Genomic DNA, 25395 nt, shown 5'->3' on the forward strand with positions numbered 1-25395 from the left:
TTGCGGGGAGAGGGTTGGGGTGAGGGGGAGTCTCCGCAAGGGCGGTGAAAACCGGACTCGTGGAGGGTCCCCTCACCCGGAATCCGCGCTCCGCGCGCATTCCGACCTCTCCCCGCAAGCGGGGCGAGGTAAAGCAGATTACCGCCGCTCGCTCACGCCCATCTCGGCGGAGCTCTTCGCTTCCTGGGCGAGCTCGGCGGAGAGTGCGGCCGTCTGCGCCGGCGTGCCCCAGCTCGGCTCCTCGCTGCCATCGCCCCAGGCGCGCGGCCGGTAGAAGGTGTGCACGCCGAACTTGTACATCTTCTTCATCTCGGCGACCCAGGACGGGCGCACCCAATAGGCGTGGTAGTGCGTGGACTTGCCGACCTCGGGCAGCCAGACCTGGCCGTCGAGCATCGCCTTCGCGATCTTCTTGGCGCGCTCCCACATCTCGGGCTCGCGGATCACGTCGGGATTGTTGTCGCAGGCGAAGGTGAACTGGCAGGCGAAGTGGCGGTACTTGTTCTGGTAGACCACGCCGCACACCGTGTCCGGATATTTGCCGGAGAACACGCGGTTCATCACCACTTGCGCCACCGCGATCTGGCCGCGCACGGCTTCGCCGCGGGACTCGAAGTAGACGGCTTCCGCCAGACACTTCTCGGATTTCGCGCGCGACTTTTCGTCGAGGGCGAGCCGCTCGGCCGGAGACTTGGCACGCTGGTTGTCGGCATTGACCTCGCCCTTCGGCGCGACGCTCTCGCCGCTCTCGGTCGCCTTCGCAGCGTCTTCCGACGGCGGCGGCAGCGAGGCCATCACCTTCATATCAGGGTCGGGCAGCACGATCAGCGGCTCGGCACCGGGCTGCCAGCTCTCGATGCTCTCGAGGCTGCCGCCGAGCGAGGAGCTGCCGAAGAACAGGTTCGACGTCTTCACGCTGAAAGGCTCGCGCGATGGCGCGGTCGCCACCGGCGCCTGCTTCAGCGCGTCGAGCGGCTGGGCCGCAAGCGACAAAGCGATGTCGCCGGCCTTCGGCGGGTTGGAATATTGCGGCAGCGGCGGCGCGCGCATCGCTTCCTGGAGCTCGGGATCGAGCGCGGCTGCGGACTCCGGCGACATCGGCTGCGGCAGCGCCGCGGTCTTGGCGCCAAACACAGAGCTGTTCGACGTCGCGGGATCTTCCTGCGCCGGTGCTGCCGGCGGCGTCGCTGTCTCAGGGGCGTGCGTGACGGTGGCGAGACGATCGCCCTTCAGCGAGCGATCGACCTTGGGAAAATCGGAAGCCTGATAGCGCGGCGGCGTCTGCAGCGCCGGATTGCGGGTGATCGTGCCGGTGATGTCGCGGCCATCGAGGCTTGCGAGGCGAACCATCGCGCTCTGCGGCACCGATGTTCCGATCGGGCGGGCGAAGCTGTAGGTGGCGAGCTGGATCGAGGACGCCGCCGAAAACACCTGCTTCTGCCAGCGCTCGGCAACGCCGGGCTGGCGCGCCAACAGCGAAGCAATGTCCTGATAACCGGTCTCTCTCGGCATCAATGCGAAGATGCAGAGCCCGATGCCGAAGGACGCGAACCGCGCGCCCTTCGGATGGTTACGCAACATAAACATCGATACGCTCACGCAACACTTACGCTCGTCTGATCGAAGTCAGTACATCCGTGCAATTCGATCTTTATTGTCAGTATCTAATTTAGGTTGCCGGGGCGTTAATCGACGTTGCCCGCATGGCACACTCAAGCAATCGCAGGCGTTTTCACGAAGCGATCGATGGCGTTGGTAAATGCGCCCTCACGTGAAACGGTAAACATTCGGTCAACGCGCATGGTGAAGGAATTCTTGATGACGCGTGTCATTATGGAACGCGTGCGGTTCCGTCGTTACAGGAGTCTCGTCATATCAGCGCCGTCATGCCTGGCGAAGGCGGGGCATCCAGCACGCCGCGGCTTCTCCGAATTACGTCACCGCCTCTGGAATACTGGACCGCCCGCCCCAGTGCGCAATTGCGCACAAGGCGGGCGATGACAGTGAGAGTGTGGCGCGTAGTGCCCCAAGCTCGTCATTGCGAGCGCAGCGAAGCAATGACGGCGTGGCGGAGAGCGGAGATCAAAATGAAAGAGGCGGAGCCTTGGCCCCGCCTCTCTCAACTCAAAATCTGACCCTTCGGCTCACGCCTGGCTGGCAATCGCCTTGCCGAGCGCGGCCTGCGCGGCGGCGAGGCGGGCGATCGGCACGCGATAGGGCGAGCACGAGACGTAGTCGAGACCGACCGCGTGGCAGAACGCGACGGAGGCGGGATCGCCGCCGTGCTCGCCGCAGATGCCCATCTTGAGCGAAGCGCGCGTCTTGCGGCCGCGCGCGACGCCGATCTTGACGAGCTCGCCGACGCCTTCCTGGTCGAGCGAGACGAAGGGATCGATCTGCAGGATGCCCTTCGTCACGTAGGGACCGAGGAAGCTCGCGGCATCGTCGCGGCTGATGCCGTAGGTGGTCTGGGTGAGATCGTTGGTGCCGAAGGAGAAGAACTCGGCGCTCTCCGCGATCTCGCCCGCGACCAGGCAGGCGCGCGGCAGCTCGATCATGGTGCCGACCTGATAGGCGAGCTTGGTGTTGGTGTCGCGCATCACCGCCTGCGCGGTCGAATCGATCCGCGCCTTGACGAGGTCGAGCTCGGCCTTGGTCGCGATCAGCGGCACCATCACCTCGAGGCCGACGGCCTTGCCGGTGCGCTTCTGCGCCTCGACCGCGGCCTCGAAGATCGCGCGGGCCTGCATCTCGGCGATCTCAGGGTAAGCAATCGCGATGCGGCAGCCGCGGAAGCCGAGCATCGGATTGAACTCCGAGAGCTCGCGCGCGCGGTCAGCCAGGCGCCGCGGATCGGTGTTCATGGCGCGGGCCACTTCCTCGATCTCGGCGTGGGTGTGTGGCAGGAATTCGTGGAGTGGGGGATCCAAGAGCCGGATCGTGACGGGCAGGCCCTTCATGATCTCGAACAGCTCGACGAAGTCGGCGCGCTGCATCGGCAGGAGCTTTGCCAGTGCGGCACGGCGCGACTGCTCGTCCTCGGAGAGGATCATCTCACGCACCGTGCGGATGCGCGTCTCCTCGAAGAACATGTGCTCGGTACGGCAGAGGCCGATGCCCTGCGCGCCGAACTTGAGCGCGGTGCGCGCGTCTTCCGGCGTATCGGCGTTGACGCGCACGCCGATCTTGCGGACCTGGTCGGCCCAGTTCATCAGCGTGCCGAACTCGCCGGAGAGCTCCGGCTCGATCATCGGCATGCGGCCGGCCAGCACCTGGCCGAGCGAGCCGTCGATGGTGATGACGTCGCCGCTCTTGAAGGTGCGCGATCCGATGCTCATCGTGCCGCGGCCGTAATCGACGCGGATCGTGCCGCAACCGGAGACGCAGGGCTTGCCCATGCCGCGCGCAACCACTGCGGCGTGCGACGTCATGCCGCCGCGGGTGGTCAAGATGCCTTCGGCGGCATGCATGCCGTGGATGTCTTCGGGGCTGGTCTCGATACGGACCAGGATGACCTTGCGTCCGTCGGCCTGGAGCTTGGCCGCTTCATCCGAGGAGAACACGATCTCGCCGGAGGCGGCGCCCGGCGAAGCCGGCAGGCCGGTCGCGATCACATCGCGCTTGGCGTTGGGATCGATGGTCGGATGCAGAAGCTGGTCGAGCGAAGCCGGATCGATCCGCGTCACCGCTTCCTTCTTGGAGATCAGGCCCTCATTGGCGAGCTCCACCGCAATGCGCAGCGCCGCCTTGGCGGTACGCTTGCCGCCGCGGGTCTGGAGCATCCAGAGCTTTCCCTGCTCGACCGTGAACTCCATGTCCTGCATGTCACGGTAGTGCTTCTCGAGCAGCGTGTAGATGCGCGTCAGCTCCTTGAAGGCGTCCGGCATCGCCGATTCCATCGACGCCTTGTCGGAGCCCGATTCCTTCCTCGCCTCCTCGGTGATGTCCTGCGGCGTGCGGATGCCCGCCACCACGTCCTCACCCTGTGCATTGATCAGGAACTCGCCGTAGAGCTTGCTCTCGCCGGTCGAAGGATTGCGCGTGAAGGCAACGCCGGTCGCCGACGTCTCGCCCATGTTGCCGAACACCATGGCCTGCACGTTGACGGCGGTGCCCCAGGATTCCGGAATGTCGTGCAGCTTGCGGTAGGTCACCGCGCGCGCGTTCATCCAGGAGGAAAACACCGCGCCGATCGCGCCCCAGAGCTGATCGTGCGGATCCTGCGGGAAGTCCTTACCGGTCTCGCGCGCGACCGCGTCCTTGTACTTGCCGACCAGCTCGACCCAGTCGTCGGCGGACAGGTCGGTATCGAGCGTGTAGCCCTGGCTGTCCTTGAAGGTGTCGAGGATCTCCTCGAAGTGATGATGCTCGAAGCCGAGCACCACGTCCGAATACATGGTGATGAAGCGGCGATAGCTGTCGTAGGCGAAGCGGCGATCGCCGGACAGCTCGGCCAGTGCTTCCACGGTCTCGTCGTTGAGGCCGAGATTGAGCACGGTGTCCATCATGCCCGGCATCGAGGCGCGCGCGCCGGAGCGCACGGAGACGAGCAGCGGGTTCCTGGCATCGCCGAAGACCTTGCCCGTCAACTTGCCGACATAGTCGAGCGCCTTCTCAACCTGCGCCTTCAATTCCTTCGGATAGTTTTTGTCGTGTGCGTAGAAATAGGTGCAGACCGAGGTCGGGATGGTGAAGCCGGGAGGCACCGGCAGGCCCAGATTGGCCATTTCGGCGAGGTTGGCGCCCTTGCCGCCGAGCAGGTCGCGCATCTCTGACCTTCCCTCGGCCTTGCCGTCGCCGAAGGTGAAGACCCACTTCCCGGCCTTGGCCGCGCTCGGTGCCGCTTTTGCGGCCACCTTGGGCGCAACGGCCTTGGTCGCGGGCTTCGCGGCCGGCTTTGCCACCGACTTGGCAGCCACCTTGGCAGCCGGCTTTGCGACCGGCTTCGCGGCGCTCTTCGGAAGCGCCTTGCGGGCCGGCGGGGCGGCTTTCGCCTTGGCAGAGGACTTTGATTTCGCTGGCATTTTCTTAGGCTTCGAGGCGGCTTTGGCCATGGCTTGCAACAACCTGCGAGAGGGACGGGAAATCGCGGGCCTTACACCATTTTGGGCGGGCCCGCGCAAGTCGAACAGTTCCGGAAAATGAACGCCTAGAGGTGCAGCCACTTCAGGAGCCCGAGCCCGATCGCGCCGTTCACGATCAGAAAGATCGCGACAATCAGGTTGAGGAGCCGCGGCATGATCAGGATGAGCACGCCCGCAATCAACGACAGGATCGGCGAAATGTGGGCGACGGTGATGTGCATGAACTATCTTTCTGTGGCGTGAGACGGGAGGCGAATCGCGGGCGGATCATAGCCGGACGAGTTCCGCGAGTAGAGACGCCTTGGGCGCCTTGCGAGTTCCCGCCCTCGCAAGAACTGCCCGAAATTGCCGCGAATGCGGCGATGCATTTCTCGGAACATTGCAATGACGCATGCATTGGCAATCGGTCGCGCAACTTGCGCTTCCGAAACTATCACGTCGAAGGAGTTGCCCATGCGGAACAGGATTCTTGCTCTTGCAGCGCTCGCGGCCGCGATCGGCTCGCCCGTCGCAGCGCAGGCGCAAACCAGCACGGTGGGACGTGCTCCCGTTGTGGTCGATAGCGGCCCGACCATTGCGGTCGAGCAGCGGCCGGCCTTCCGCGCATATGTCGTCGAGCAACGCGTGCCGACCTTCAATGTACCCGATCGCATCGTGGTCGGTGCCACCTTACCCGAAAGCGGTGTGACCTATTATGACGTGCCGCAGCGCTTCGGCGCGACGACGTACCGCTACACCGTCGTGAATGGCGAGACCGTGCTGGTCGAACCGCGCTCGCGGCGCATCGTCGAGGTGCTCGACTAGCACCACTCGACTCGATGTCCGGCGCGCCGATCGAGAGGCGCGAGCAATGTAAAAATCGGACATCAGGCCCTGCCCGGTCTCCCCCCACCGGGCGGGGCTTTTTTCCCAATGACCGCCGTCATTCCGGGACACGCCGAAGGCGTGGGCCCGGAATCCATCGGGCCGCAGCGCGTGACGATGAATGGATTCCGGGCTCGCGCTTCGCGCGCCCCGGAATGACAGCCTCAATTGTGGCGCGCTCAATCCTGGATCTTCGAGAAATCCGCGACCGCCCGCGTGGCGCTGCGGATCTCGTTGAGCAGCTTCAGGCGGTTCTCGCGCACCTTCGCATCCTCGTCGTTGACGCGGACCTTGTCGAAGAACGCATCGACCGGCGGACGCAGTTTTGCCATCGCGCTCATCGCGGCGGCAAAGTCTTCCTTGGCGACGGCGGCGCTTGCTTCCGCCTTCACCTCGCCAATCGCCTTCGCCAGCGCCTTCTCTTCAGGCAGGCTGTAGAGGCCTGCATCCGGCGCGCCGTCGAACGTGCGCTTGTCCTTCTTCTCCTCGATGCTGAGGATGTTGCTGGCGCGCTTGGTGCCGGCGAGCAGGTTCTTGCCGTCGTCAGTATCGAGGAATTTTCCGAGCGCCTCGACGCGGCGGACGATCATAAGAAGGTCGTCCTGGCCGCCGAGCGAGAAGACGGCATCAACGAGATCATGACGCGCGCCCTGCTCACGGAGCTGCACCTTCAGGCGGTCGGCGAAGAAGGCGAGCAGATCGCTCGGGATCTTCTGTGCATCGGCCGGCTTGACCGACAAACCAGCGAGCGCGGACGCCGCCACGTTCGACAGCGAGAGCCGAAGCGCGTTCTCTGCGATCAGCCGGATCACGCCCAGCGCCGCACGGCGCAGCGCATATGGATCCTTCGATCCCGTCGGCTTCTCATCGATCGCCCAGAAACCGGCGAGCGTATCGAGCTTGTCGGCGAGCGCCACCGCCACGCTCACCGGATCGGTCGGCACGCGATCGGCCGGCCCTTGCGGCTTGTAGTGTTCCTCGCAGGCCGCGGCGACGGAGGCGTCCTCGCCCTGGGCCAGCGCGTAATACCTGCCCATCAGGCCCTGCACTTCCGGGAATTCACCGACGACTTCGGTCAGCAGATCCGCCTTCGCCAGATGCGCGGCGCGCGTGGCCTTGACGACATCGGCGCCGACCAGCGGCGCGATCTCGGCAGCGAGACGCTCGATGCGCTTGATGCGCTCGGCCTGCGTGCCGAGCTTCTCGTGGAACACGATCTGCTCGAACTTCGGCAGACGATCCTCGAGCCTGGTCTTCAGGTCCGTCTCGTAGAAGAATTTCGCGTCCGACAGGCGCGCGCGGATCACGCGCTCGTTGCCGCCGATGATGGTCTTGCCGCCGTCGGTCGCCTCGATATTGGCGACCAGAATGAACTTGTTGGCGAGCTTACCCGTCTTCTCAGTGCTCTTGGGATCACTGACCACAAAGCATTTCTGGTTGTTGCGGATGGTGGCGCGGATCACTTCCGCGGGCGTGGCCAGAAATTCCTGGTCGAACGAGCCCATCAGCACGACCGGCCATTCCACGAGGCCCGCGACCTCGTCGAGCAGGTTCTGGTCCTCGACGAGATCAAACCCTTGCGCGAAGGCAAGCTGCTTGGCGTCGGTCAGGATCGCATCCTTGCGCCGCTCGGCATCGAGCACGACCTTCGCGTTCAGGAGCTTCGCCTCATAGTCCTCGAAGCGGCGCACCTTAAACGCAGCGGGCGCGAGGAAGCGATGGCCGTAGGTCGTATTGCCGGCCTCGATGCCATCGACCGAGAAGTTCACGATATCAGGCTCTTCGGTCTCGAGCCCGAACGTCGCGGTGATCGCGTGCAGCGGACGCACCCAGTTCAGCGAGCCGGGCTTGGCCGAGCGCACGCCCCAGCGCATCGATTTGGGCCAGGGGAAGGTGCGGATGATCACCGGCAAAATCTCGGCGAGCACGTCGATCGCTGCGCGGCCGGGCTTTTCGATCAGCGCGATGTAGAAATCGCCCTTCTTGTCGTTCTGGATTTTCGCTTCGCTGAGCGAAGATAGGCCCGTGGCTTTCAGGAAGCCCTGAATTGCAGGCTCCGGCCCGCCGACGCGCGGGCCGCGGCGCTCTTCCTTCAGATCGGGCTGACGCACGGGGATGCCGTGGACGGTCAGCGCGAGGCGGCGCGGCGTCGCGAAAGCTTTCGCGCCGTCATAGACGAGGCCTTCGGCGACAAGCTTGTCGGTGACCATACGCCGCAGGTCGTCGGCCGCCTTGGCCTGCATGCGCGCGGGAATCTCTTCGGAGAACAGTTCAAGCAACAGATCGGGCATCAGGCCGCTCCACCGGCTTCGGTGTGCACCCAGGCTTCGCCGCAGGCCTTTGCCAGCTCGCGCACCCGGAAGATGTAGCTCTGCCGCTCCGTCACCGAAATCACGCCGCGCGCATCGAGCAGGTTGAAGACATGGCTTGCCTTGATGCACTGGTCATAGGCCGGCAGCGCCATCAGGTGCCGCCTCTGGTTGTCGGCTTCACGCCAACCCGCCGCGAGATATTTCTTGCAGGCCTCTTCGGCCATCTTGAACTGTTCGAACAGCATCGTGGTGTCGGCATATTCGAAATTGTGCCGCGAATATTCCTGCTCGGCCTGGAAGAATACTTCCCGGTAGCTGACCTTCTCGGCGCCCTCGCGGCCGTTGAAGTTCAAATCCATGATGCGGTCGACGCCTTGCAGATAGCAGGCGAGCCGTTCGAGCCCGTAGGTGAGCTCGCCCGCGACCGGCGCGCATTCGACGCCAGCGACCTGCTGGAAGTAGGTGAACTGCGACACTTCCATGCCGTCGCACCAGCATTCCCACCCGAGACCCCACGCTCCCAGCGTCGGGCTCTCCCAATCGTCCTCGACAAAGCGGATGTCATGGAGGGCCGAGTCGATGCCGATCGCGGCGAGCGACTTCAGGTACAGCTCCTGGAGGTTCGGCGGCGACGGCTTGAGGATCACCTGGAACTGGTAATAGTGCTGGAGCCGGTTCGGGTTCTCGCCGTAGCGCCCGTCCTTCGGCCGCCGCGAGGGCTGCACATAGGCGGCATTCCACGGCCTCGGCCCGAGCGCGCGCAGGGTGGTCCCGGGATGGAAGGTGCCGGCGCCGACTTCCATGTCATAGGGCTGCAGAATCACGCAGCCGTAATCCGCCCAGTAGCGTTGTAACGCCAGGAGCAGGCCCTGGAACGAGCGGTCCGGGCGCATATGGGCGGGCAATGAGGCGTCCATCGTCAGATCAGGCTCTCGCGGGGGGTTTTGAATCGTGCGGGACCGTATCGACGGCGGGGATGGGAATCAAGGCGAAGGGGGTGGATTCGGGCCAAACAGCCCATCATCCCGAGACGATGCGGTAGGGTGGGCAAAGGCGCTCTTGCGCCGTGCCCACCATCTTTCCAAGACAGCGATCCTCGCGGTGGGCACGCTTCGCTTTGCCCACCCTACGGCAGCAGCTCATGGAGAGAGCTAACCCGGGCGATAGGCTCCGGTCACGGGGTCACGCTTCAGCGTCTGGATTTCCCCCATGCGGGCGGTTTCGGCGACGCGCGACAGGCGCATCTCCTCCAGCTCCTGGTTGATCCGAATGGCGGTCTTGTAGGCCCAGCGGACCACGGCAAGCCCGCCCAGGACGCCCGCGAAAGCGACGAACGGCGGCATCGGTCGATCCTTGTTCAAAGCTCAGCCCCACACGCATTCTCGCGCAGACGCGCCTTCGCTGCAATTGGCTCGGTTTGGACCAAATGGCGCGGGGGCGGCCGCCCCTAGAACCCGAATTTCGCCCAAATCGCCCTGGTTTCCAGCGCCGAGATCAGCTCGTCCGGCAAGCCGGCCACCGATTCCAGGGCCGAAAGCTGGCCCGCGCCGGGTGCTTTCCGCCCGAACAGGCCGGAGAGCAACCCCGTCGGCTGCGCGATCACGGGGGTGAGAACCTTCTCGCCATAGCGGGCACGAAGAGTTGAGCGGATATCGCCGATGCCGTCGGCCAGCCCCAGCGAGATCGCGCTCTCGCCGGCCCAATATTCGCCGGTGAACAGGGTATCGTCGGCCCCCTTCAGCCGCGCGCCGCGGCTCTCCTTCACCAGTGCAATGAAGATGTCGTGGATTTCGCGCTGGATCGACTTGAGCCTTGCCACGTCATCGGGATTTTCGGGAAGGAACGGATCGAGCATCGCCTTGTGTGCGCCGGCCGTGTAGAGCCGCCGCTCGATGCCGAGCCGTTTGATCGCCTCCTGGAAACCGAAACTGCCGCCGACCACGCCGATCGAGCCAAGGATCGAGGAGGGATCGCAGAAGATCTCGTCGCCTGCGCAGGCGATCATGTAGCCGCCGGAGGCCGCAACGTCCTCGACGAACACCAGCACCGGCAGCTTCTTCTCCGCCGCGAGCTGCTTGATGCGCAGATAGATCTGGCGTGACTGCACCGGCGAGCCGCCGGGCGAATTGATCACCAGCGCCACCGCCTTGGCATTACGGAAGGCGAAGGCCCGCTCCAGCACCCGGGCGACGCCCGTGAGCGTCATGCCTGGACGCAACGGCGTCACCGCACCGATCACACCCGACAGCCGCACCACCGGCACGATTGCCGCGCCCGGGCGAAACCGCGCCGGCAGATATTGCATGAATTTGTCGGCCAGGCCGGAGCCTCCGCGATCGTTCAAATGCTCGGCCATGCCGTTACCTCACTTTAACCATTTCTTATCACGCGACTGTCATTGAAGATGCCTGGAACGTGTTTTGCAAAGCAGCCATTGGGAAGCTGCAATGGGGCAGCGGAGAAAACACCATGAAGATCTACCTGCTGCTGCTGTTGATCGGCGCGCTTTTCACGGCGCTTCGCTTCACGTCCCCGCAGGAACAGCAATCGGAATCAGTTCCGCAGTAGGTCCTCACGGCTCCGCCAGCGGCAGAACCGCCCTCCCTTCCAGAATCTCCTTCACCTCATTTTTGGGCACGCTTGACGCTTCGTTAAGCATCAGCCCCGGCAGCAGCCGCGTCGGTGCACGGCCGCCTTTGACCGCATGCACCAGCACGCGGATCGCGGGACGTCCCGCCTCGCCATGAACGGCCAGGATGGACAAGCTGCCGAAACCGCGTGACAGCGCTGCCAACACCTCCGCTATCCCATCCGCGCGCCAGATCAAGGTCAGCGCGCCGCCCGACTTCAGGATACGCCGCGCTGCATGCACCCACGCATGCAGCGTCTGGTCGGTCGCCACATGCGCGGTGTGGCGCGCCTGATCCGGCGAGCCGCGATGCCGTGCCGGGTCGTTGAAGGGCGGGTTCATCAGCACCACGTCGGCGCTGTCGGGCGGAAGCCCGTTCGCCGCAAAGGCCGACGCATCAGTCGCGACGTCGAGCACGATCACATCGGCGGGGATCGCGTTCGCCGCCGCATTGGCGCGCGCGAGCTCTGCCAGCTCCGGATCGATCTCGACCAGGCTGAGCCGGATCCCGGCGACGCGCCGGGCGAGCGCCAGCCCGGCCGCGCCAACACCGGCGCCGAGATCGACCACCCGCTCGCCTGCCTCAGCCCGCGTCGCTGCCGCGAGCAGAATGGCGTCGTGCCCGGCCCGGTGGCCGGACCGCTTCTGCCTCAGCCGCAACTGTCCGCCGAGAAAGGCGCCTTCGGTGATATCTGCCTGGGCTTCAATCATCGCCGCGCAATTCGTGACTGAGCCCGGCCTCGGTCAGGAGCTGCCGCGCCTCACGGGCATCCTCCTCGTGGACCAGGATGCGCCGCGGCAGGATGCCGAGCGAGCCCTCGATGATGCTCATGTTCTGGTCCAGCACCAGATGATGGATGTTCGCGCCGTCGAGCAGCGCGCCGATCGCCGACACCAGCACCATATCGTTGGTCCGAACCAGTTCGCGCAAAACGAGCCTCCTGCCTGAAGGGGGGTAAGCGGCAAATGTCAATGGTTCCACAGCCCTTGCCGCATCCGCCCGCAGTTTCTATTGTCTTTCCATCAGAATAGCCCCTCCGGGGCAAATATTGGAGACCGGCGTGGCCGTCATCGTACCTTTCGAATCCCCCGGCGCGTCGATCGAAGAGCTGGTTGCCCTTGTCGCCCCCGACATGGAGCGCGTCAACGCGACCATCCTGTCGCGGACCGGCTCCGAGGTGACCATGATCCCGGAGGTCGCCAACCACCTGATCTCCTCCGGCGGGAAACGCCTGCGGCCGATGCTGACGCTCGCCATGGCCAACCTCGCCGGCTACACCGGCGACGGCCACATCAAGCTCGCCGCCTCCGTCGAGTTCATGCATACCGCGACCCTGCTCCACGACGACGTCGTCGACGAGAGCGAGATGCGCCGCGGCAAACTGTCCGCGCGCATGCTCTGGGGCAACGAGGCGAGCGTGCTCGTCGGCGACTTCCTGCTCGGTCAGGCCTTCCGCATGATGGTGGAGGTCGGCTCGCTGCGCGCGCTCGACATCCTCTCCGCGGCCGCCGCGACCATCGCCGAGGGCGAGGTGATGCAGCTTGCCGCCGCCAAGAACACCGCAACCACCGAGGACGAATATCTCGCCGTGATCCGCGGCAAGACAGCCGAGCTGTTCGCGGCCGCCTGCGAGGTCGGCCCCGTGATCGCCAACCGCCCGAAGGCGGAGCAGACCGCCTGCCGCTCGGTCGGCATGAATCTCGGCATCGCCTTCCAGCTCGTCGACGACGTGCTCGACTATGGCGGCAAGAGCGCCAAGCTCGGCAAGAACACCGGTGACGATTTCCGCGAAGGCAAGATCACGCTGCCCGTGGTGCTCGCCTTCCGCCGCGGCAACGACACCGAGCGCGCCTTCTGGATCCGGGCGCTCGAGCGCGGCGAGATCGGCGATGCCGACCTCGACCACGCCATCGGCCTCATGAACAAGCACCGCGCGCTCGAGGACACCCTCAGCCGCGCCCAGCACTACGGCGCGATGGCGGTGGATGCGCTCGCGCTGTTCCCGCCCTCGCCGATGAAGAGCGCGCTGGAGCAGGTGGTGGCGTTCTGTCTGGCGCGGTCGCACTAGGCGAGACGGCTCAACGCCTCTTGCGCTGCAATTAGCTCCGTCATCCTGAGGCACGAGCGGCGCTGTGCATAGCGCCGCGCCGGAAGCCTCGAAGGATGAACGCCCGGATGCAGCGGGGCCGCCGCCCTTCGAGGCCTCCGCTAACGCTCCGGCACCTTAGGGTGACGGTGATGCAGATGTGCGCGTTGCTCCCACCTGGTCATTGCGAGCGCACCGAAGCAATCCAGTCTGTCACCACGGCAAGACTTTGGATTGCTTCGCGGAGCCTGTCATCGGGCCGCGCTTCGCGCGGACCCGTTGGCTCGCAAATGACGGCGTAAGGTGCGCGGACGTCGTTCTCCAACTCGCATTCAAATCAGGACAAAGCTTCGCATTCCCGCGGCACATCCCGCTCTCGCCTTGAGTCTGCCATCCTAGTCACTTGCATTTTGCAAGTCACTGCCCTAGCTTCACGCCATGCAGCCCAAATCCCCCTCCATCCTGGAATGCCCGGTAGGCCGCGCCGTGGAAACGGTCGGCGAATGGTGGAGCATCCTGATTCTGCGCGATGCGTTTCAGGGCGCCACGCGCTTCGACGAGTTTTCGCAAAGTCTCGGAATCGCGCCGAACATCCTGTCGCGGCGCCTCGCCCATCTCACCGAGACCGGCATGTTCGTCCGCCGCCGCTATCATGAGCGCCCGCCGCGCTACGAATATGTTCTGACATCCAAGGCGCGCGACTTCTTCCCGGTGATCGTGGCGCTGCTCGCCTGGGGCAACAAGCATCTCGCGCCGAAAGGCGAGGCCATCCTGCTGGCGAACCGGGACGACATTCGTCCGCTCGATCCGGTCGTCGTCGACGCCGCCAACATGCATCCGATCACGCTCGCCAATGCGGTGGTCATCGCCGGGCCGCGCGCGAGCCGCGGGATGCGGCAGCGGCTCGCCTCGCTCAAAGCCATGAACCCGGCCGTCGCGCCGGCTGGAGACTGACATGCGTCGTATCGTCGTGACGGGAATGGGGGCGGTGTCTCCGCTCGGCTGCGGTGTCGAACTGTCGTGGCTCGCCGGGCGCAGCGGGCTTCGCGCGCTGCCCGAGTGGTCGCAGACACTGCCGGCGCGCATTGCCGGGCTCGTACCCGACAAGACCGTCGACCTCGAAGGCGGCTTCGATCCGGCACAGGCAGCCGCGCCAAAAGATCAGCGCAAGATGGACCGCTTCATCCTGTTTGCACTGCTTGCCACCGCGGAAGCGGTCGCGCAGGCCAGATGGGCGCCGCAGGATGCGGCCGCGCAGGAGCGGACCGCGACGATCATCGCCTCCGGCGTCGGCGGATTTCCGGCGATGGTCGAGGCCGTGCGCACCACCGACCAGCGCGGCGTGCGCCGGCTCGCGCCGTTCACCATACCGTCGTTCCTCGCCAATCTTGCCGCGGGCCACGTCTCGATCAAACATGGCTACAAGGGGCCGCTGGGAACGCCGGTCACAGCCTGCGCCGCCGGAGTACAGGCGGTCGGCGATGCCGCGCGCATGATCCGCGCCGGCGAGGTCGACGTCGCGATCTGCGGCGGTGCTGAAGCCTGCATCGATCTCGTCAGCCTCGGTGGCTTTGCCGCGGCTCGCGCGCTGTCGAGCGGGTTCAACGACGAGCCGGCGCGTGCCTCGCGCCCGTTCGACCGCGACCGCGACGGCTTTGTCATGGGTGAAGGCGCGGGCATTCTGGTGATCGAGGAGCTGGAGCACGCGCTCGCGCGCGGCGCTGCGCCGATCGCCGAAGTCGTCGGATACGGTACGACGGCCGACGCCTATCACATGACGTCGGGTCCGCCGGATGGCGACGGCGCCCGGCGCGCCATGGAGATCGCGCTGCGGCAGGCGCGCCTTGCGCCAGCCGACCTGCAGCACCTGAATGCGCATGCGACGTCGACGCCGGCCGGCGACGAGAGCGAGCTTGCCGCGATCGGCGCGCTGTTCGGCCGCAACGCCAGCATCGCGGTGAGCGCGACAAAATCGGCCACCGGTCATCTCCTCGGCGCTGCCGGAGGTCTGGAGGCGATCTTCACCATCCTCGCTTTGCGCGACCAGATCGCTCCGCCGACGCTGAACTTCGAAAGTCCCGATCCAGGTGCCGAGGGCATCGACATCGTTTCCGGCGCGGCGCGACCGATGCCGCTGACACATGCCATCTCCAACGGATTCGGCTTCGGTGGCGTCAATGCCAGCGTGATCTTCCGCCGGATCGACTCAACGATCTCGTCAAGACCGTAAGATTGCGACGATCCTCCGCTTGCGCACGGTCGGACTTGTTGGCAAGCAGGTGAGCTGTGAGCCCACCTCCAAGCATGGATCGGTGCACGTGATGAGCGAAACGAATATCTGGCTGTTCCTGGCCGCGGCTGTGGTCATTGCCGCCGTGCCCGGCCCCGGCATCTTCTACGTCGCGGCGCGGACCTTGTCGGAAGGACGTGCAAGCGGCTTCGCATCGACCGCGGGCACGGCGCTGGGCGGACTGGTGCACGTGGTGGCGGGCAGCCTCGGCATATCGGCGATCCTCCTGGCGAGCGCCGAGCTGTTCGCCATCGTAAAATTCGTCGGCGCGCTGTATCTGGTGTGGCTCGGCATCCGTACGTTTCGCAGCGCCGGCCGCGCGCTACCGCTCAAGAGCGAGGCCGTCGGCGACAAGCGCGCCTTCCGCGACGGCGTGCTGGTCGAGGCACTGAACCCGAAGACCGCGGCATTCTTCCTCGCCTTCATTCCGCAGTTCCTCGATCCGGCAGCCTCAAACCCCACCCTGCGATTCATCATGCTCGGCGCGATCTCGGTGGCGCTGAACACGCTCGCCGATGTTGTCGTCGTGCTGATGGCATCCGCGACACGCAGGCACCTGATCGGCCGGCCGCATCTGATGCGACGCCTCACGCAAGGCTCCGGCGTCTTCATCGCAGGCCTCGGCCTCTCGCTCGCGCTGGCGCGGCGGCCCGTGCATAGCTAGGGCGCCGCCAGTCAAGGAGGATCGCAGCACGATGCTCGTTCCGCAAAGTCGCTACTACGAATCTCACGGCCTGCGCCTGCATTATGCAGACTGGGGCAATGAGGGCGCGCCGATCGTCATCCTGGTTCACGGCGGCCGCGATCATTGCCGGAGCTGGGACGTCATCGCCCGATCGCTACAACCGCATTTTCACGTGCTCGCGCCCGACCTGCGCGGGCACGGCGATTCCGACTGGACCCGGGGCGGCAGCTACGCGCTGACGGAATATGTCTACGATCTCGCCCAGCTCGTCCGCACGATTGCGGCGCCGCAGGTGATCCTCATCGGCCATTCGATGGGTGGCATGGTGAGCCTGATCTATTCGGGATCATTTCCCGAGCAGGTCTCTTCGCTGGTCGTCCTCGACGGCGTGACCGTGCTGCCGGATGCGCCAAAGGCGCCGACGCACGAGCGCATCACCAAATGGATCGGCCAGCTCGACAAGCTCCATGACCGCGCACCGCGCCGCTACCGTTCGATCGAGGACGCGGCGGCGCAGATGATCACCTACAACAAGCGGCTGTCGCGCGAACTGGCACTGCACCTCGCAACGCACGGGACGCGGCAGAACGAGGATGGCACCTATAGCTGGAAGTTCGATCCCTACCAGCGCACCAGCGCGCCGCACCGGCTCTGGTCGGATGATCATGTCGCGCTGTGGGCGCGCATCGCCTGCCCGACGCTGCTCTTGAATGCTGGCGAAAGCTTCCTCGCCGGCACCAAGGCGGCTGGCCTGGAGCGCTACTTACAACGGGCGCGAATCGAAGCCATCGCCGGCGCCGGACACTGGCTGCAGCACGATCGGCCAGCCGAGGTGATCAGCGCGATCCGGCGGTTTTTGGGGCTGGCTGAGAACGGCGGCGGCTAGCTCAGCCATCGTAGAGTGGGCAAAGGCGCAACAGCGCCGTGCCCACCATGCATCCAAGTCGCCCAATAGAAGTGGTGGGCACGCTTCCGCCTTCGCTCTTCGGGCTACGGCGGACAAGTCGCTTTGCCCACCCTACGACGGCAGCGCCTAGCTCAACGTCCCCGCATGCACCCACCAGCCAGGGTGATCACTGCGGATTCTTTCGGCGGCGGCATGCGCCTCGGTCGGCGCGCCGAAGATCGCAAAGCACGTCGCGCCCGAGCCCGACATGCGGGCGAGCTTGACGCCGGCGGAGGCGCGCAGCGCCTCCAGCACGTCGCCGATGACGGGCTCGATGCGCATCGCGGGCGCTTCGAGATCGTTGGCCACTGTCTCGAGAACCTCGACCCAGTCGGCGATGGAGGCGCCCTCCTCCGGCCAGGCCGGAGCTTCGATCACGTCGGTGACGCCGACCAGGAGCTCGCCGTTGCGCAAGCCCAGCGCCTGGAACACGTCCTTGGTGGCGACCGGCACGCGCGGATTGACCATGACGCAGGGCATGCTCGGCAGCATCAAGGGCAACAGCTGCTCGCCGACGCCGGTCATGTCACAGGCGCGCGAGAGCAGGCACACCGGCACGTCGGCGCCGGTCGCAAGCGCGACCCGCCGCAAACGGGGATCATCGAGTGCGAGATCGTTGAGACGGGCGAGCAGCCGCAGCGCGGCCGCAGCGTCGGCCGAGCCGCCGCCGATACCGGCTGCGACCGGCAACACCTTGTCGAGCGCGAAGGCCCCCAGCTTCAGGTTCGGCACCGCCTCGGCCAGAAGCTTCGACGCCTTGAACACCAGATTGTCGGATGTGTCGCCGCAGGCCGCGGCGAGTGGCCCCGTGGTGGTGAGCTTGAGCTCGCCGCCCGGCTCGAGCGTGAGCTGGTCCGCGCAGTCGGCGAACGCGACCACGCTTTCGAGATCATGATAGCCGTCGGCGCGACGGCCGACGACGCGAAGGCTCAAATTGACCTTCGCCCGTCCCTCTTCAATCAACGCCGGCATCGGCGACACGCCCCCAAAAGCACTTAACCTCAACCGCCCTTGCCGTCGTCCTTCTTCTTTTCGGCCTGCGCGGCCGAGGAGTTCGAATTGTCTTCGGTGAGACCGTTGGCGATCTTGGCCTCGATCTTCGGCAGGTCGTCCGGCTCGGGCTTGAGATCGCGGGCGTGCGACCACTGGAATTTGGCCTCCAACGTGCGCCCGACGCGCCAATAAGCGTCACCGAGGTGATCGTTGATGGTGGGATCCTCGGGCTTCAGGTCGATCGCGCGCTCGAGGTTCTTCACCGCCTCCTCGTAATTGCCGATGCGGTAATAGGCCCAGCCGAGCGAATCGACGATGTAGCCGTCATCGGGACGCTGCTCGACGGCACGCTTGATCATCTTCATGCCTTCGTCGAGATTGACGCCCTGGTCGATCCAGGAATAACCGAGATAATTGAGCACATGCGGCTGGTCAGGCTGCAGCTCGAGCGCCTTCTTCATGTCGGCTTCGGCCTTCGCCCACTCCTTGGAGCGCTCCTCGCAGATGCCGCGATAATAGTACCAGACGCTGTTGGCCTTGTCGTTGCCGGCCGGCAGCACGTCGACGCCTTGCGAATAGGTCGCGCCGCAGTCGCCGAACTTCTTGCGGCCACGCTCGATGTTGCCGAGCGCCATGATCGCTTCGAGATCCTTGGGATCCTCGCTCACCACGGTCTTGAGAATCTTGATCGCCTCGTCGGTGCGGTCGGCGGAATCGAGATCGACGGCAAGCTGAATCTGTGCATTGCGCTTCAAGGGCGAGGACGACGGCACGCGCTCGTAGACCTTGATCGCCATCTGCGGCCGCTTCACCGACTCGTAGAGATCGGCGAGCGAGAGCAGCGCCAGCGGATGGGTGGGCTGCAGATAGAGCGAGAGCTGGAGATAGACCAGCGCCAGATCCTCGCCGCCGCGGCGGGTCAGCGTGGCGCCGATGCCGTAGAGCGCCTCGGCCGCACCGGCCTGCGCGGAATCGACCAGCGGCGGCAACTTCTTGCCGGCGCGAGTCTCGCGCAGACCCTCCTGGATCAGCGGGTGACGGGCGAGCTTCTTGTCGAAGGCCTCGTAGACGGCGGTCGCCGCTGCAGCATCCTTGTTGCGCGACAGCCAGCGAGCGTAGGCCTCACTCACGCGCAGCATGGAATCGTCGAGCTTATAGGCGCGCTCGAACCGCGTGCCGGCATCCTTCTCCTTGCCGGCGAGTTCGAGGATCATGCCGGTGTGGAGATCCTTGAACAGCGGATACCATTCCGGACCGGCCAGCTTGTCGATCGTGGCGACGGCGCCCTTGGCATCGCCGGCGCCGTAGGCGGCCCAGCCCGACAGCAGCGTGGCGACTAGATCGGTGATCGGTCCGCGGATCGACTGGTTGATGTTGCTCTGCGCGGTCGCATATTTCTTCACCTTGAGATCGTGCACGCCGACGACGAGACGCGCGACGCGGTTGGTCTTGTCGATGGTGAGGATGCGCTCGGCGAGCTTGACCGCTTCATCGATGTCGCCGTCGGCGACCGAGGAGATGAAGGCGCGGTCGAGCAGCTCGTTGTTCTTGGGATCGGTGCGTAGCGCCGAACGGTAGAAGGCGGCGGCGGAGGCCGCATCGCGCTCGACGCTGGCGTGGCGGGCGGCGAGATAGCTGCCGGAGGTGGTCAGCGCCTTCAGATCGTTCCGGGTCGGAAACTGTGCCGCCGTGTCGGACGGATGATCCGGCGTCTGCGCCAGGACCGCGCCCGGGACCGCCACAAGTGCAGAGCCCGCAAGGGCGATGGCAGCAACAGTCCAGCGGTTGAAACGATTTGAAAGCATCAGGGCTCGCCTTGAGTTGGTAGTGCCTGGATTTGCAGCAGAAAGCCGTCTCGCATGCGAACGCGACCGGCGGCATCGAGATCCGGAACCGTCAGGCCGGACAATGCCGCTTTTGGCGTCTCACCGCAAGGATTCGGACCGGCGATCCCCTCCGCACGCCCCAAATCGGCCAAGTGCGCCCCAAGACGCTCCTAGTATGGCCTTATCGTGGCCGCGGACGATGGTCCGCAGCCCGTTCTCACGCGAACGTGCGTCAGATTGACGTTTCGGCCTTGTCTTACATGGCCTCGTAGTTCGGGCCGCCGCCGCCCTCCGGGGGAACCCAGGTGATGTTGCCGTTGGGGTCCTTCACGTCGCAGGTTTTGCAGTGGACGCAGTTCTGGGCGTTGATGACGAAGCGCGGGCTCGCGCCCTCCTCCACCCACTCATAGACGCCGGCCGGGCAATAGCGATTTGAGGGCCCTGCGAAGACGTCGTGCTCGGACGTCTTCTGGAGGTTCATGTCGGCGACCTTCAGATGGACCGGCTGGTCCTCCTCATGGTTGGTGTTGGACAGGAACACCGAGGACAGCTTGTCGAAGGAGATCTTGCCGTCCGGCTTCGGGTAGTTCTTGGGCACATGCTGCTTGGCCGGATCGAGCGTCGAACGATCGGGCTTCGAATGAGACTGCGTGCCGAACAGCGAGCCGCCGAACAGCGTGTTGCACCACATGTCGAAGCCGCCGAGCGCGACGCCGAGCACGGTGCCGAACTTCGACCACAGCGGCTTGACGTTGCGGACCAGGAACAGGTCCTTGCCGACCGACGAGGAACGCCAGGCGTTCTCGTATTCGACGAGTTCGTCATTGGCGCGGTCCGCAGCGAGCGCGGCCGCGACATGCTCGGCGGCGAGCATGCCGGTGCCCATCGCATTGTGCACGCCCTTGATGCGGGGAACGTTGACGAAGCCGGCCGCGCAGCCGATCAGCGCGCCGCCGGGGAAGCTGAGCTTCGGTACCGACTGGTAACCGCCCTCGGTGATGGCGCGCGCGCCATAGGCGAGCCGCTTGGCGCCTTCGAAGGTGCCGCGGATCGCGGGATGAGTCTTGAAGCGTTGGAACTCGTCGAACGGCGACAGATACGGATCGTCGTAGTTCAGGTGCACGACGAAGCCGACGGCGACGAGGTTGTCGTCGTAGTGATAGAGGAACGAGCCGCCGCCGGTCTTCATGTCGAGCGGCCAGCCGAAGGAATGCTGGATCATCCCCTTCTGGTGCTTGGCAGGGTCGATCTGCCAGACTTCTTTCAGACCAATGCCGAATTTCGGCGGCTCGCTCTTGGCATCGAGCGCGAACTTCGCGATCAGCTGCTTGGTCAGGCTGCCGCGCGCGCCTTCCGCGAACAGCGTGTATTTGCCGAGCAATTCCATGCCACGGGTAAAGGAGTCCTTCGGCTTTCCGTCCCGGCCGATGCCCATGTCGCCGGTGGCGATGCCGCGCACCTTGCCCTCGTCGTCATAGAGCACTTCGGCAGCCGCAAAGCCCGGATAGATCTCGACGCCGAGCGCTTCCGCTTTCCGCGCCAGCCAGCGGCAGACATTGCCGAGCGAGCCGATATAGCAATGATGGTTGTCCATCAGCGGCGGCATGATGAAGTTCGGCAGCTTGATCGCGCCGCCGCCGGTCATCCAGTAGAAGCGGTCGTCCTTGACCTGCGTCTTCAGCGGGCAATCGGGATCATTCCGCCAGTCGGGAATTAGCTTGTCGAGGCCCTCGGGATCGATCACGGCGCCGGAGAGGATGTGCGCGCCGACCTCGGAGCCCTTCTCCACCACGACGACGTTGAGATCGGCGTTGAGCTGCTTCAGCCGGATCGCGGCCGCCAGGCCCGAGGGGCCGGCGCCGACGATGACGACGTCGAATTCCATGGATTCGCGCGGGGGAAGTTCTTCGGTGCTCATCTGATCTCAGCCCTTGAGACGGTTCCTTGTCATTTGCGCCCCCTTGTTTCCGATTTTTCCGGGTAGGACAACAGCGGAAATGCGTTCCGCTGGGATGCAAGGCGCTCCAAACTGATATAAAAGTCAGACCTTCCAGATGATCCCCGAACCTACCCCCACCGTCCGCGAGCTACTAGCCTTCTATCTGGAGGCCGGTGTCGACTGTGCGCTCGCGGAGGAGCCAATTGACCGTCTGGCGGAAGTGGACGCCCCGCCGCCGGCCCCGCGCGTGGCCCCGCTGGCAGAGGCGCCGCGGCCGGTCGCGGCGCCGGCCGTCATGCGCGGCGAGGTGGCGCCTGCCCCCGACGTTGCAATTGCCTCGGCGCGCGAGGCCGCGCGCACAGCGCCGACGCTGGAAGCGCTGCGCGAGCTGATGCAGAGCTTCGAGGGCTGCGCGCTCAAACACACCGCGACGCGGCTGGTGTTCGCCGACGGCAATCCGCAGGCGCGTATCATGTTCGTCGGCGAAGCGCCGGGGCGCGACGAGGACATCGAAGGCCTGCCCTTCGTCGGCCGAAGCGGAAAACTGCTCGACCGCATGATCGGCGCGATCGGGCTCGACCGCAGCAAGGCCTATATCGCCAACGTGATTCCATGGCGGCCGCCCGGCAACCGCACGCCGACGCCGCAGGAGACGCAGATCTGCCTGCCCTTCATCCAGCGCCAGATCGAGCTGGTGAATCCCGACGTGCTGGTGACGCTCGGCAATCCTTCGACACAGACGCTGCTGTCAACGCGCGAGGGCATCATGCGCACCCGCGGGCGCTGGTTCGACTACGACACGGGCGCGCGCACCATCCGCGCGCTGCCGACCTTCCACCCGGCCTATCTGCTCCGCTCGCCGTCTTACAAGCGGCTGGCCTGGCAGGATCTGCGCGCGATCGCGAAGGTGCTGGGGAACGGTTCGGCGTAACCACATACGTCGTCATTCCGGGGCGCGGCGAAGCCGCGAACCCGGAATCCATTCATCACCAACTCTGCCGCTCGATGGATTCCGGGCTTTCGCTTCGCGAGCCCCGGAATGACTTACATTCCCTTCGGCCGCACGATGGCCCAGCCGATGCGCAGGAGCTGCTGGCGTCCGGTCACGAGCCACTCGAAGGCGCGCGGCACCTCGGGCACGATGCCGGGAAAGCGCTTGAGGATGTCGGGCGGCGGCGTGCCGGCGGTGTCGGAAGCGCGCCAGACCACGACGCCGCCGGTCTCGCTGAATTTCGCTGAATTCATCCACGGCGTGCGCGCAGGATCGGCATCGATGAAGAGATGCGGCCGGCCGGAATGCAGCGCGATCAGGCTCGCAAGCTGCGTCTCGCCGGCGACCGCACGCAGGCGATGATTGGTGCGCCGGGCAAAGCTGTCGTCGAAGAAGTCGGAGATCGCGCGCGCCGGCATCGAGGTCGCGATCTCACCGGTGCCGGTCCAGGGCATGGCCAGCACGGCGAGCACGACGCCCGCCGCCGGCGCCACGACGGCCGCGGCCCAAACCCTACGCAGCATCCGCGCGCGCCGCATCGCAATCAGGTCGCCGGCCGCCACGACCACGGCAAGTCCCGCCATTACCAGCACGACACCGGCGCCGCCGACGACACCGTCGAGGCCGAACAGGCCGGCGATCAGCACCGCGCCGAGCGCGGGCGCGAGCGCGAAGAAGTAGACGAAGTTGCGCGCCAGCGGCGGGACCGGCGGCCGGTAGATGATCGGCGGCTCTTCGGTCTTTCCCGCGAACCAGCCGGTGTTCAGGAAGGCCAGCGCCGGAATCGCGGCCGCTCCGAGCACGAGCCCACCGAGCAGCCAGGCTGCATTGAGCGCGCGGGCGTTCAGCTCCGAGGCTTGCGGCATAGGCGGCAGGGCCAGGGTCTCGGCGCGCATCAGCCAGACGGCATAGGGCAGCGCCAGCACGGCGACGACCACGATCGCAAACAGAGGGTCGAGCGCGCGCAGCGTCCTGCGGCCGCCGACGGTCGCGACCGCGAAGACGACGAGCAGCGCGAGCAGAAAGATCGCTGCGGGCGTCGTCAGCAGCAACAGCCCAGCCTCGATCGACCAGGCGAACCAGGCATTGCCGCGGCGCTGGCCGATGATCTGCCAGGAATGCAGCAGCAGCAGCGTCCAGAGCGGCCGCGCCAGCACCAGCGGACCGAAATCGAGCGCGGGCGAGGAGAAGGCCAGCACCGTCATGGTCAGCAGCACGGCGAGCACCGCCTGCTGACTGCCGACCACGGCTCGTGCGAGGTGATAAAGCGCGATGAAGGTCGCGATCTCGCAGAGCTCGCCCAGGACGTAGACGCCGAACATGTGGTTGCCGGCCATGCGATAGGCGATGTCGGCGAGCCAGATCGGCAAGGGCGGGCCGAGATCAGTACCGACCTGGTACTCGCGGCCGAAGGCCAGCAGGGTTGCGAGGCTGCCGGGCGGGCTGCGGTAGAACACGAGCGCCACGACCAGCCACATCGCGGCCTGCAACAGCACCACGATCCACACGATCAGCCGCGGCCGGGCGCGAATGAGCTCGATGACGAGGGAGGTAAACCGCATGCAACGTCCGAAGGTGCAGCCAACCCGTCCAAGCCGGCCCTATTCGCTCTCACCTGATTTGATAAAGCGCGCTGTGCGTCGTGGCAACTGAGTCTCTTCTCCCTCTCCCCGTTCTTACGGGGAGAGGGCTGGGGTGAGGGGCTGCGTCCGCAAGGACGGTGACAAAGAGACTCGCGGATGCTCCCCCTCACCCGGAATTCAAGTTGCGCTTGATTTCCGGCCTCTCCCCGCAAGCGGGAAGAGGCGAAGAAAGTGCGCCCCGGCGTTCTAGAGGTTCGCTGACGCCTCGATGTCGATTTGAGTTTCCACCTGCACCTCAACCTCCGTCACAGAGAACAGGTCCGGCACCGGCTCGACCGTCCAGGGCATGTGCTTGGCGCGGGCGGCGACGACGGGGGCGAAGAAGGTGCGATGGTGGACGGAGGGGCCGAGGCGGTCGAGCGCCTCGAGATGCTCCGGCACGGCGTAGCCCTTGTGCTGCTCGAAACCGTAGCCCGGGCAGTCCTGCGCCAGCGCGCACATCAGCCGGTCCCGCGTCACCTTGGCGACGATCGAGGCCGCGGCGATCGACAGGACACTGCCGTCGCCGCCGATCACAGCCTCGCAGTCGCAAGTCGTATCGAGCCGATCGCGGCCGTCGACGAAGACATGGCGGGGCGCCTCAGGCAACGCCACCACCGCGCGCTTCAGCGCCCACAGCGAGGCGCGCAGGATGTTGTCGCGGTCGATCCGCGAGGGCGAAGCGACGGCGACCGAGACCTGCGCGGTCGCGCAGATCTTGTCGAACAGTCTTTCGCGCTCTTCCGCGGTCAGCCGCTTGGAATCGTCGATGCCGCGCGGGATGCGGTCGGGATCGAGGATCACGGCCGCCGCCACCACCGGGCCAGCAAGCGGCCCGCGGCCGGCCTCGTCGCAGCCCGCCACCGGCCAGACACCGCGCTTGATCAGCGCCCGCTCGCGGCGAAAGCTCGGCGGCGCGATCGCGATGATGCCCTTCTTTCCTGCGCTCTTGGCGGGCTCGGCCTTGCCGGCCGAAGCTTTTGTCGTCTTCGCCGCAGCCTTCCTGGCGGCGTCCTTCTTTGGCGCGTCCTTGGCCGGCTTGGCGGATTTGTCCCGAATCATGGCCGGGATCGTGCGCAAGCGGTCCGGCCTGCGCAACAGGGAACCCCAGACAATTCCCGTTATTC

The 25395-nt window shown here is 65.7% G+C and carries 21 protein-coding genes; 7 read left to right on the forward strand and 14 right to left on the reverse strand.

Translation table 11 applies throughout. The features are described 5' to 3' along the window. Positions 1-138 precede the first annotated feature (138 nt). From K289_RS0123485 to K289_RS48875, 3 genes are all read right to left on the reverse strand, one after another. Complete coding sequence (locus K289_RS0123485) at positions 139-1587, reverse strand: cell wall hydrolase (protein WP_027553778.1); 1449 nt, start codon at positions 1585-1587, stop codon at positions 139-141. A 557-nt stretch (positions 1588-2144) separates the two neighbouring features. Continuing rightward, positions 2145-5054, reverse strand: coding sequence for a pyruvate, phosphate dikinase (ppdK, locus tag K289_RS0123490; protein WP_027553779.1), 2910 nt, complete (start codon positions 5052-5054; stop codon positions 2145-2147). Positions 5055-5149: 95 nt separating this feature from the next. Next, positions 5150-5305 (reverse strand): DUF3096 domain-containing protein, encoded by a 156-nt coding sequence (locus tag K289_RS48875; protein WP_018648785.1) that lies wholly within the window; start codon positions 5303-5305, stop codon positions 5150-5152. A 232-nt stretch (positions 5306-5537) separates the two neighbouring features. Between K289_RS48875 and K289_RS0123500 the strand changes: the two genes are divergently transcribed. Continuing rightward, positions 5538-5888: a DUF1236 domain-containing protein gene (locus K289_RS0123500; RefSeq protein ID WP_027553780.1), complete on the forward strand. Its 351-nt coding sequence runs from the start codon at positions 5538-5540 to the stop codon at positions 5886-5888. A 239-nt stretch (positions 5889-6127) separates the two neighbouring features. Here the strand turns inward: K289_RS0123500 and glyS are convergent, their stop codons facing one another. From glyS to K289_RS0123535, 6 genes are all read right to left on the reverse strand, one after another. After that, positions 6128-8239, reverse strand: coding sequence for a glycine--tRNA ligase subunit beta (gene glyS / locus K289_RS0123505; RefSeq protein ID WP_027553781.1), 2112 nt, complete (start codon positions 8237-8239; stop codon positions 6128-6130). Next, positions 8239-9177 (reverse strand): glycine--tRNA ligase subunit alpha, encoded by a 939-nt coding sequence (locus tag K289_RS0123510; protein ID WP_027553782.1) that lies wholly within the window; start codon positions 9175-9177, stop codon positions 8239-8241. Before K289_RS0123510 ends, glyS begins: the two co-directional genes overlap by 1 nt. A gap of 234 nt (positions 9178-9411) precedes the next feature. Beyond that, positions 9412-9603, reverse strand: a complete 192-nt coding sequence (locus K289_RS0123515; RefSeq protein WP_027553783.1) for a hypothetical protein — start codon at positions 9601-9603, stop codon at positions 9412-9414. Positions 9604-9707: 104 nt separating this feature from the next. Continuing rightward, positions 9708-10616 (reverse strand): S49 family peptidase, encoded by a 909-nt coding sequence (locus K289_RS0123520; protein ID WP_027553784.1) that lies wholly within the window; start codon positions 10614-10616, stop codon positions 9708-9710. Positions 10617-10832: 216 nt separating this feature from the next. Next, entirely contained in the window at positions 10833-11600 is a 768-nt protein-coding gene (locus K289_RS0123530) for a tRNA1(Val) (adenine(37)-N6)-methyltransferase (protein WP_027553785.1), read from the reverse strand. Then, complete coding sequence (locus K289_RS0123535; protein ID WP_027553786.1) at positions 11593-11820, reverse strand: DUF2007 domain-containing protein; 228 nt, start codon at positions 11818-11820, stop codon at positions 11593-11595. The genes K289_RS0123530 and K289_RS0123535 overlap by 8 nt, the downstream gene beginning before the upstream one ends. Positions 11821-11950: 130 nt before the next feature. Between K289_RS0123535 and K289_RS0123540 the strand changes: the two genes are divergently transcribed. The 5 genes from K289_RS0123540 (at position 11951) to K289_RS0123560 (ending at position 16837) form a co-directional block, all read left to right on the forward strand. Continuing rightward, complete coding sequence (locus K289_RS0123540) at positions 11951-12958, forward strand: polyprenyl synthetase family protein (RefSeq protein ID WP_027553787.1); 1008 nt, start codon at positions 11951-11953, stop codon at positions 12956-12958. A gap of 456 nt (positions 12959-13414) precedes the next feature. Beyond that, positions 13415-13930 (forward strand): helix-turn-helix domain-containing protein, encoded by a 516-nt coding sequence (locus tag K289_RS0123545; RefSeq protein ID WP_027553788.1) that lies wholly within the window; start codon positions 13415-13417, stop codon positions 13928-13930. Position 13931: 1 nt separating this feature from the next. After that, positions 13932-15206 carry a beta-ketoacyl-ACP synthase II gene (gene fabF / locus K289_RS0123550; RefSeq protein WP_027553789.1) on the forward strand — a complete coding sequence of 425 codons (1275 nt, stop codon included), beginning with the start codon at positions 13932-13934 and terminating at the stop codon, positions 15204-15206. Positions 15207-15297: 91 nt separating this feature from the next. Beyond that, on the forward strand, positions 15298-15930 hold the full coding sequence (locus K289_RS0123555) for a LysE family translocator (RefSeq protein WP_027553790.1): 633 nt from the start codon (positions 15298-15300) through the stop codon (positions 15928-15930). Positions 15931-15961: 31 nt separating this feature from the next. Next, entirely contained in the window at positions 15962-16837 is an 876-nt protein-coding gene (locus K289_RS0123560; RefSeq protein WP_027553791.1) for an alpha/beta fold hydrolase, read from the forward strand. Positions 16838-16984: 147 nt separating this feature from the next. On the opposite strand, the gene K289_RS0123565 is transcribed toward K289_RS0123560, so the two are convergent. The 3 genes from K289_RS0123565 to K289_RS0123575 form a co-directional block, all read right to left on the reverse strand. Next, the gene (locus K289_RS0123565; RefSeq protein WP_027553792.1) at positions 16985-17869 is read right to left on the reverse strand and encodes a 4-(cytidine 5'-diphospho)-2-C-methyl-D-erythritol kinase; all 885 of its coding nucleotides are present in this window, start codon (positions 17867-17869) and stop codon (positions 16985-16987) included. Positions 17870-17898: 29 nt separating this feature from the next. Further along, positions 17899-19695, reverse strand: a complete 1797-nt coding sequence (locus K289_RS0123570) for a tetratricopeptide repeat protein (protein WP_027553793.1) — start codon at positions 19693-19695, stop codon at positions 17899-17901. 277 nt (positions 19696-19972) lie between these two features. Then, entirely contained in the window at positions 19973-21634 is a 1662-nt protein-coding gene (locus K289_RS0123575; protein WP_027553794.1) for an electron transfer flavoprotein-ubiquinone oxidoreductase, read from the reverse strand. A gap of 136 nt (positions 21635-21770) precedes the next feature. Between K289_RS0123575 and K289_RS0123580 the strand changes: the two genes are divergently transcribed. Beyond that, positions 21771-22586, forward strand: coding sequence for a uracil-DNA glycosylase family protein (locus K289_RS0123580; protein ID WP_027553795.1), 816 nt, complete (start codon positions 21771-21773; stop codon positions 22584-22586). Positions 22587-22699: 113 nt separating this feature from the next. Here K289_RS0123580 and K289_RS0123585 read toward each other — a convergent pair whose 3' ends face one another. Next, entirely contained in the window at positions 22700-24208 is a 1509-nt protein-coding gene (locus K289_RS0123585) for a glycosyltransferase family 39 protein (protein WP_027553796.1), read from the reverse strand. Between the two features lie 267 nt (positions 24209-24475). Beyond that, positions 24476-25330 carry a ribonuclease HII gene (locus tag K289_RS0123590; RefSeq protein WP_027553797.1) on the reverse strand — a complete coding sequence of 285 codons (855 nt, stop codon included), beginning with the start codon at positions 25328-25330 and terminating at the stop codon, positions 24476-24478. Positions 25331-25395: the final 65 nt, after the last annotated feature.

It is taken from the genome of Bradyrhizobium sp. Cp5.3 (genome assembly GCF_000426265.1).
In the GTDB taxonomy this organism is placed as follows: Bacteria; Pseudomonadota; Alphaproteobacteria; order Rhizobiales; family Xanthobacteraceae; genus Bradyrhizobium; species Bradyrhizobium neotropicale.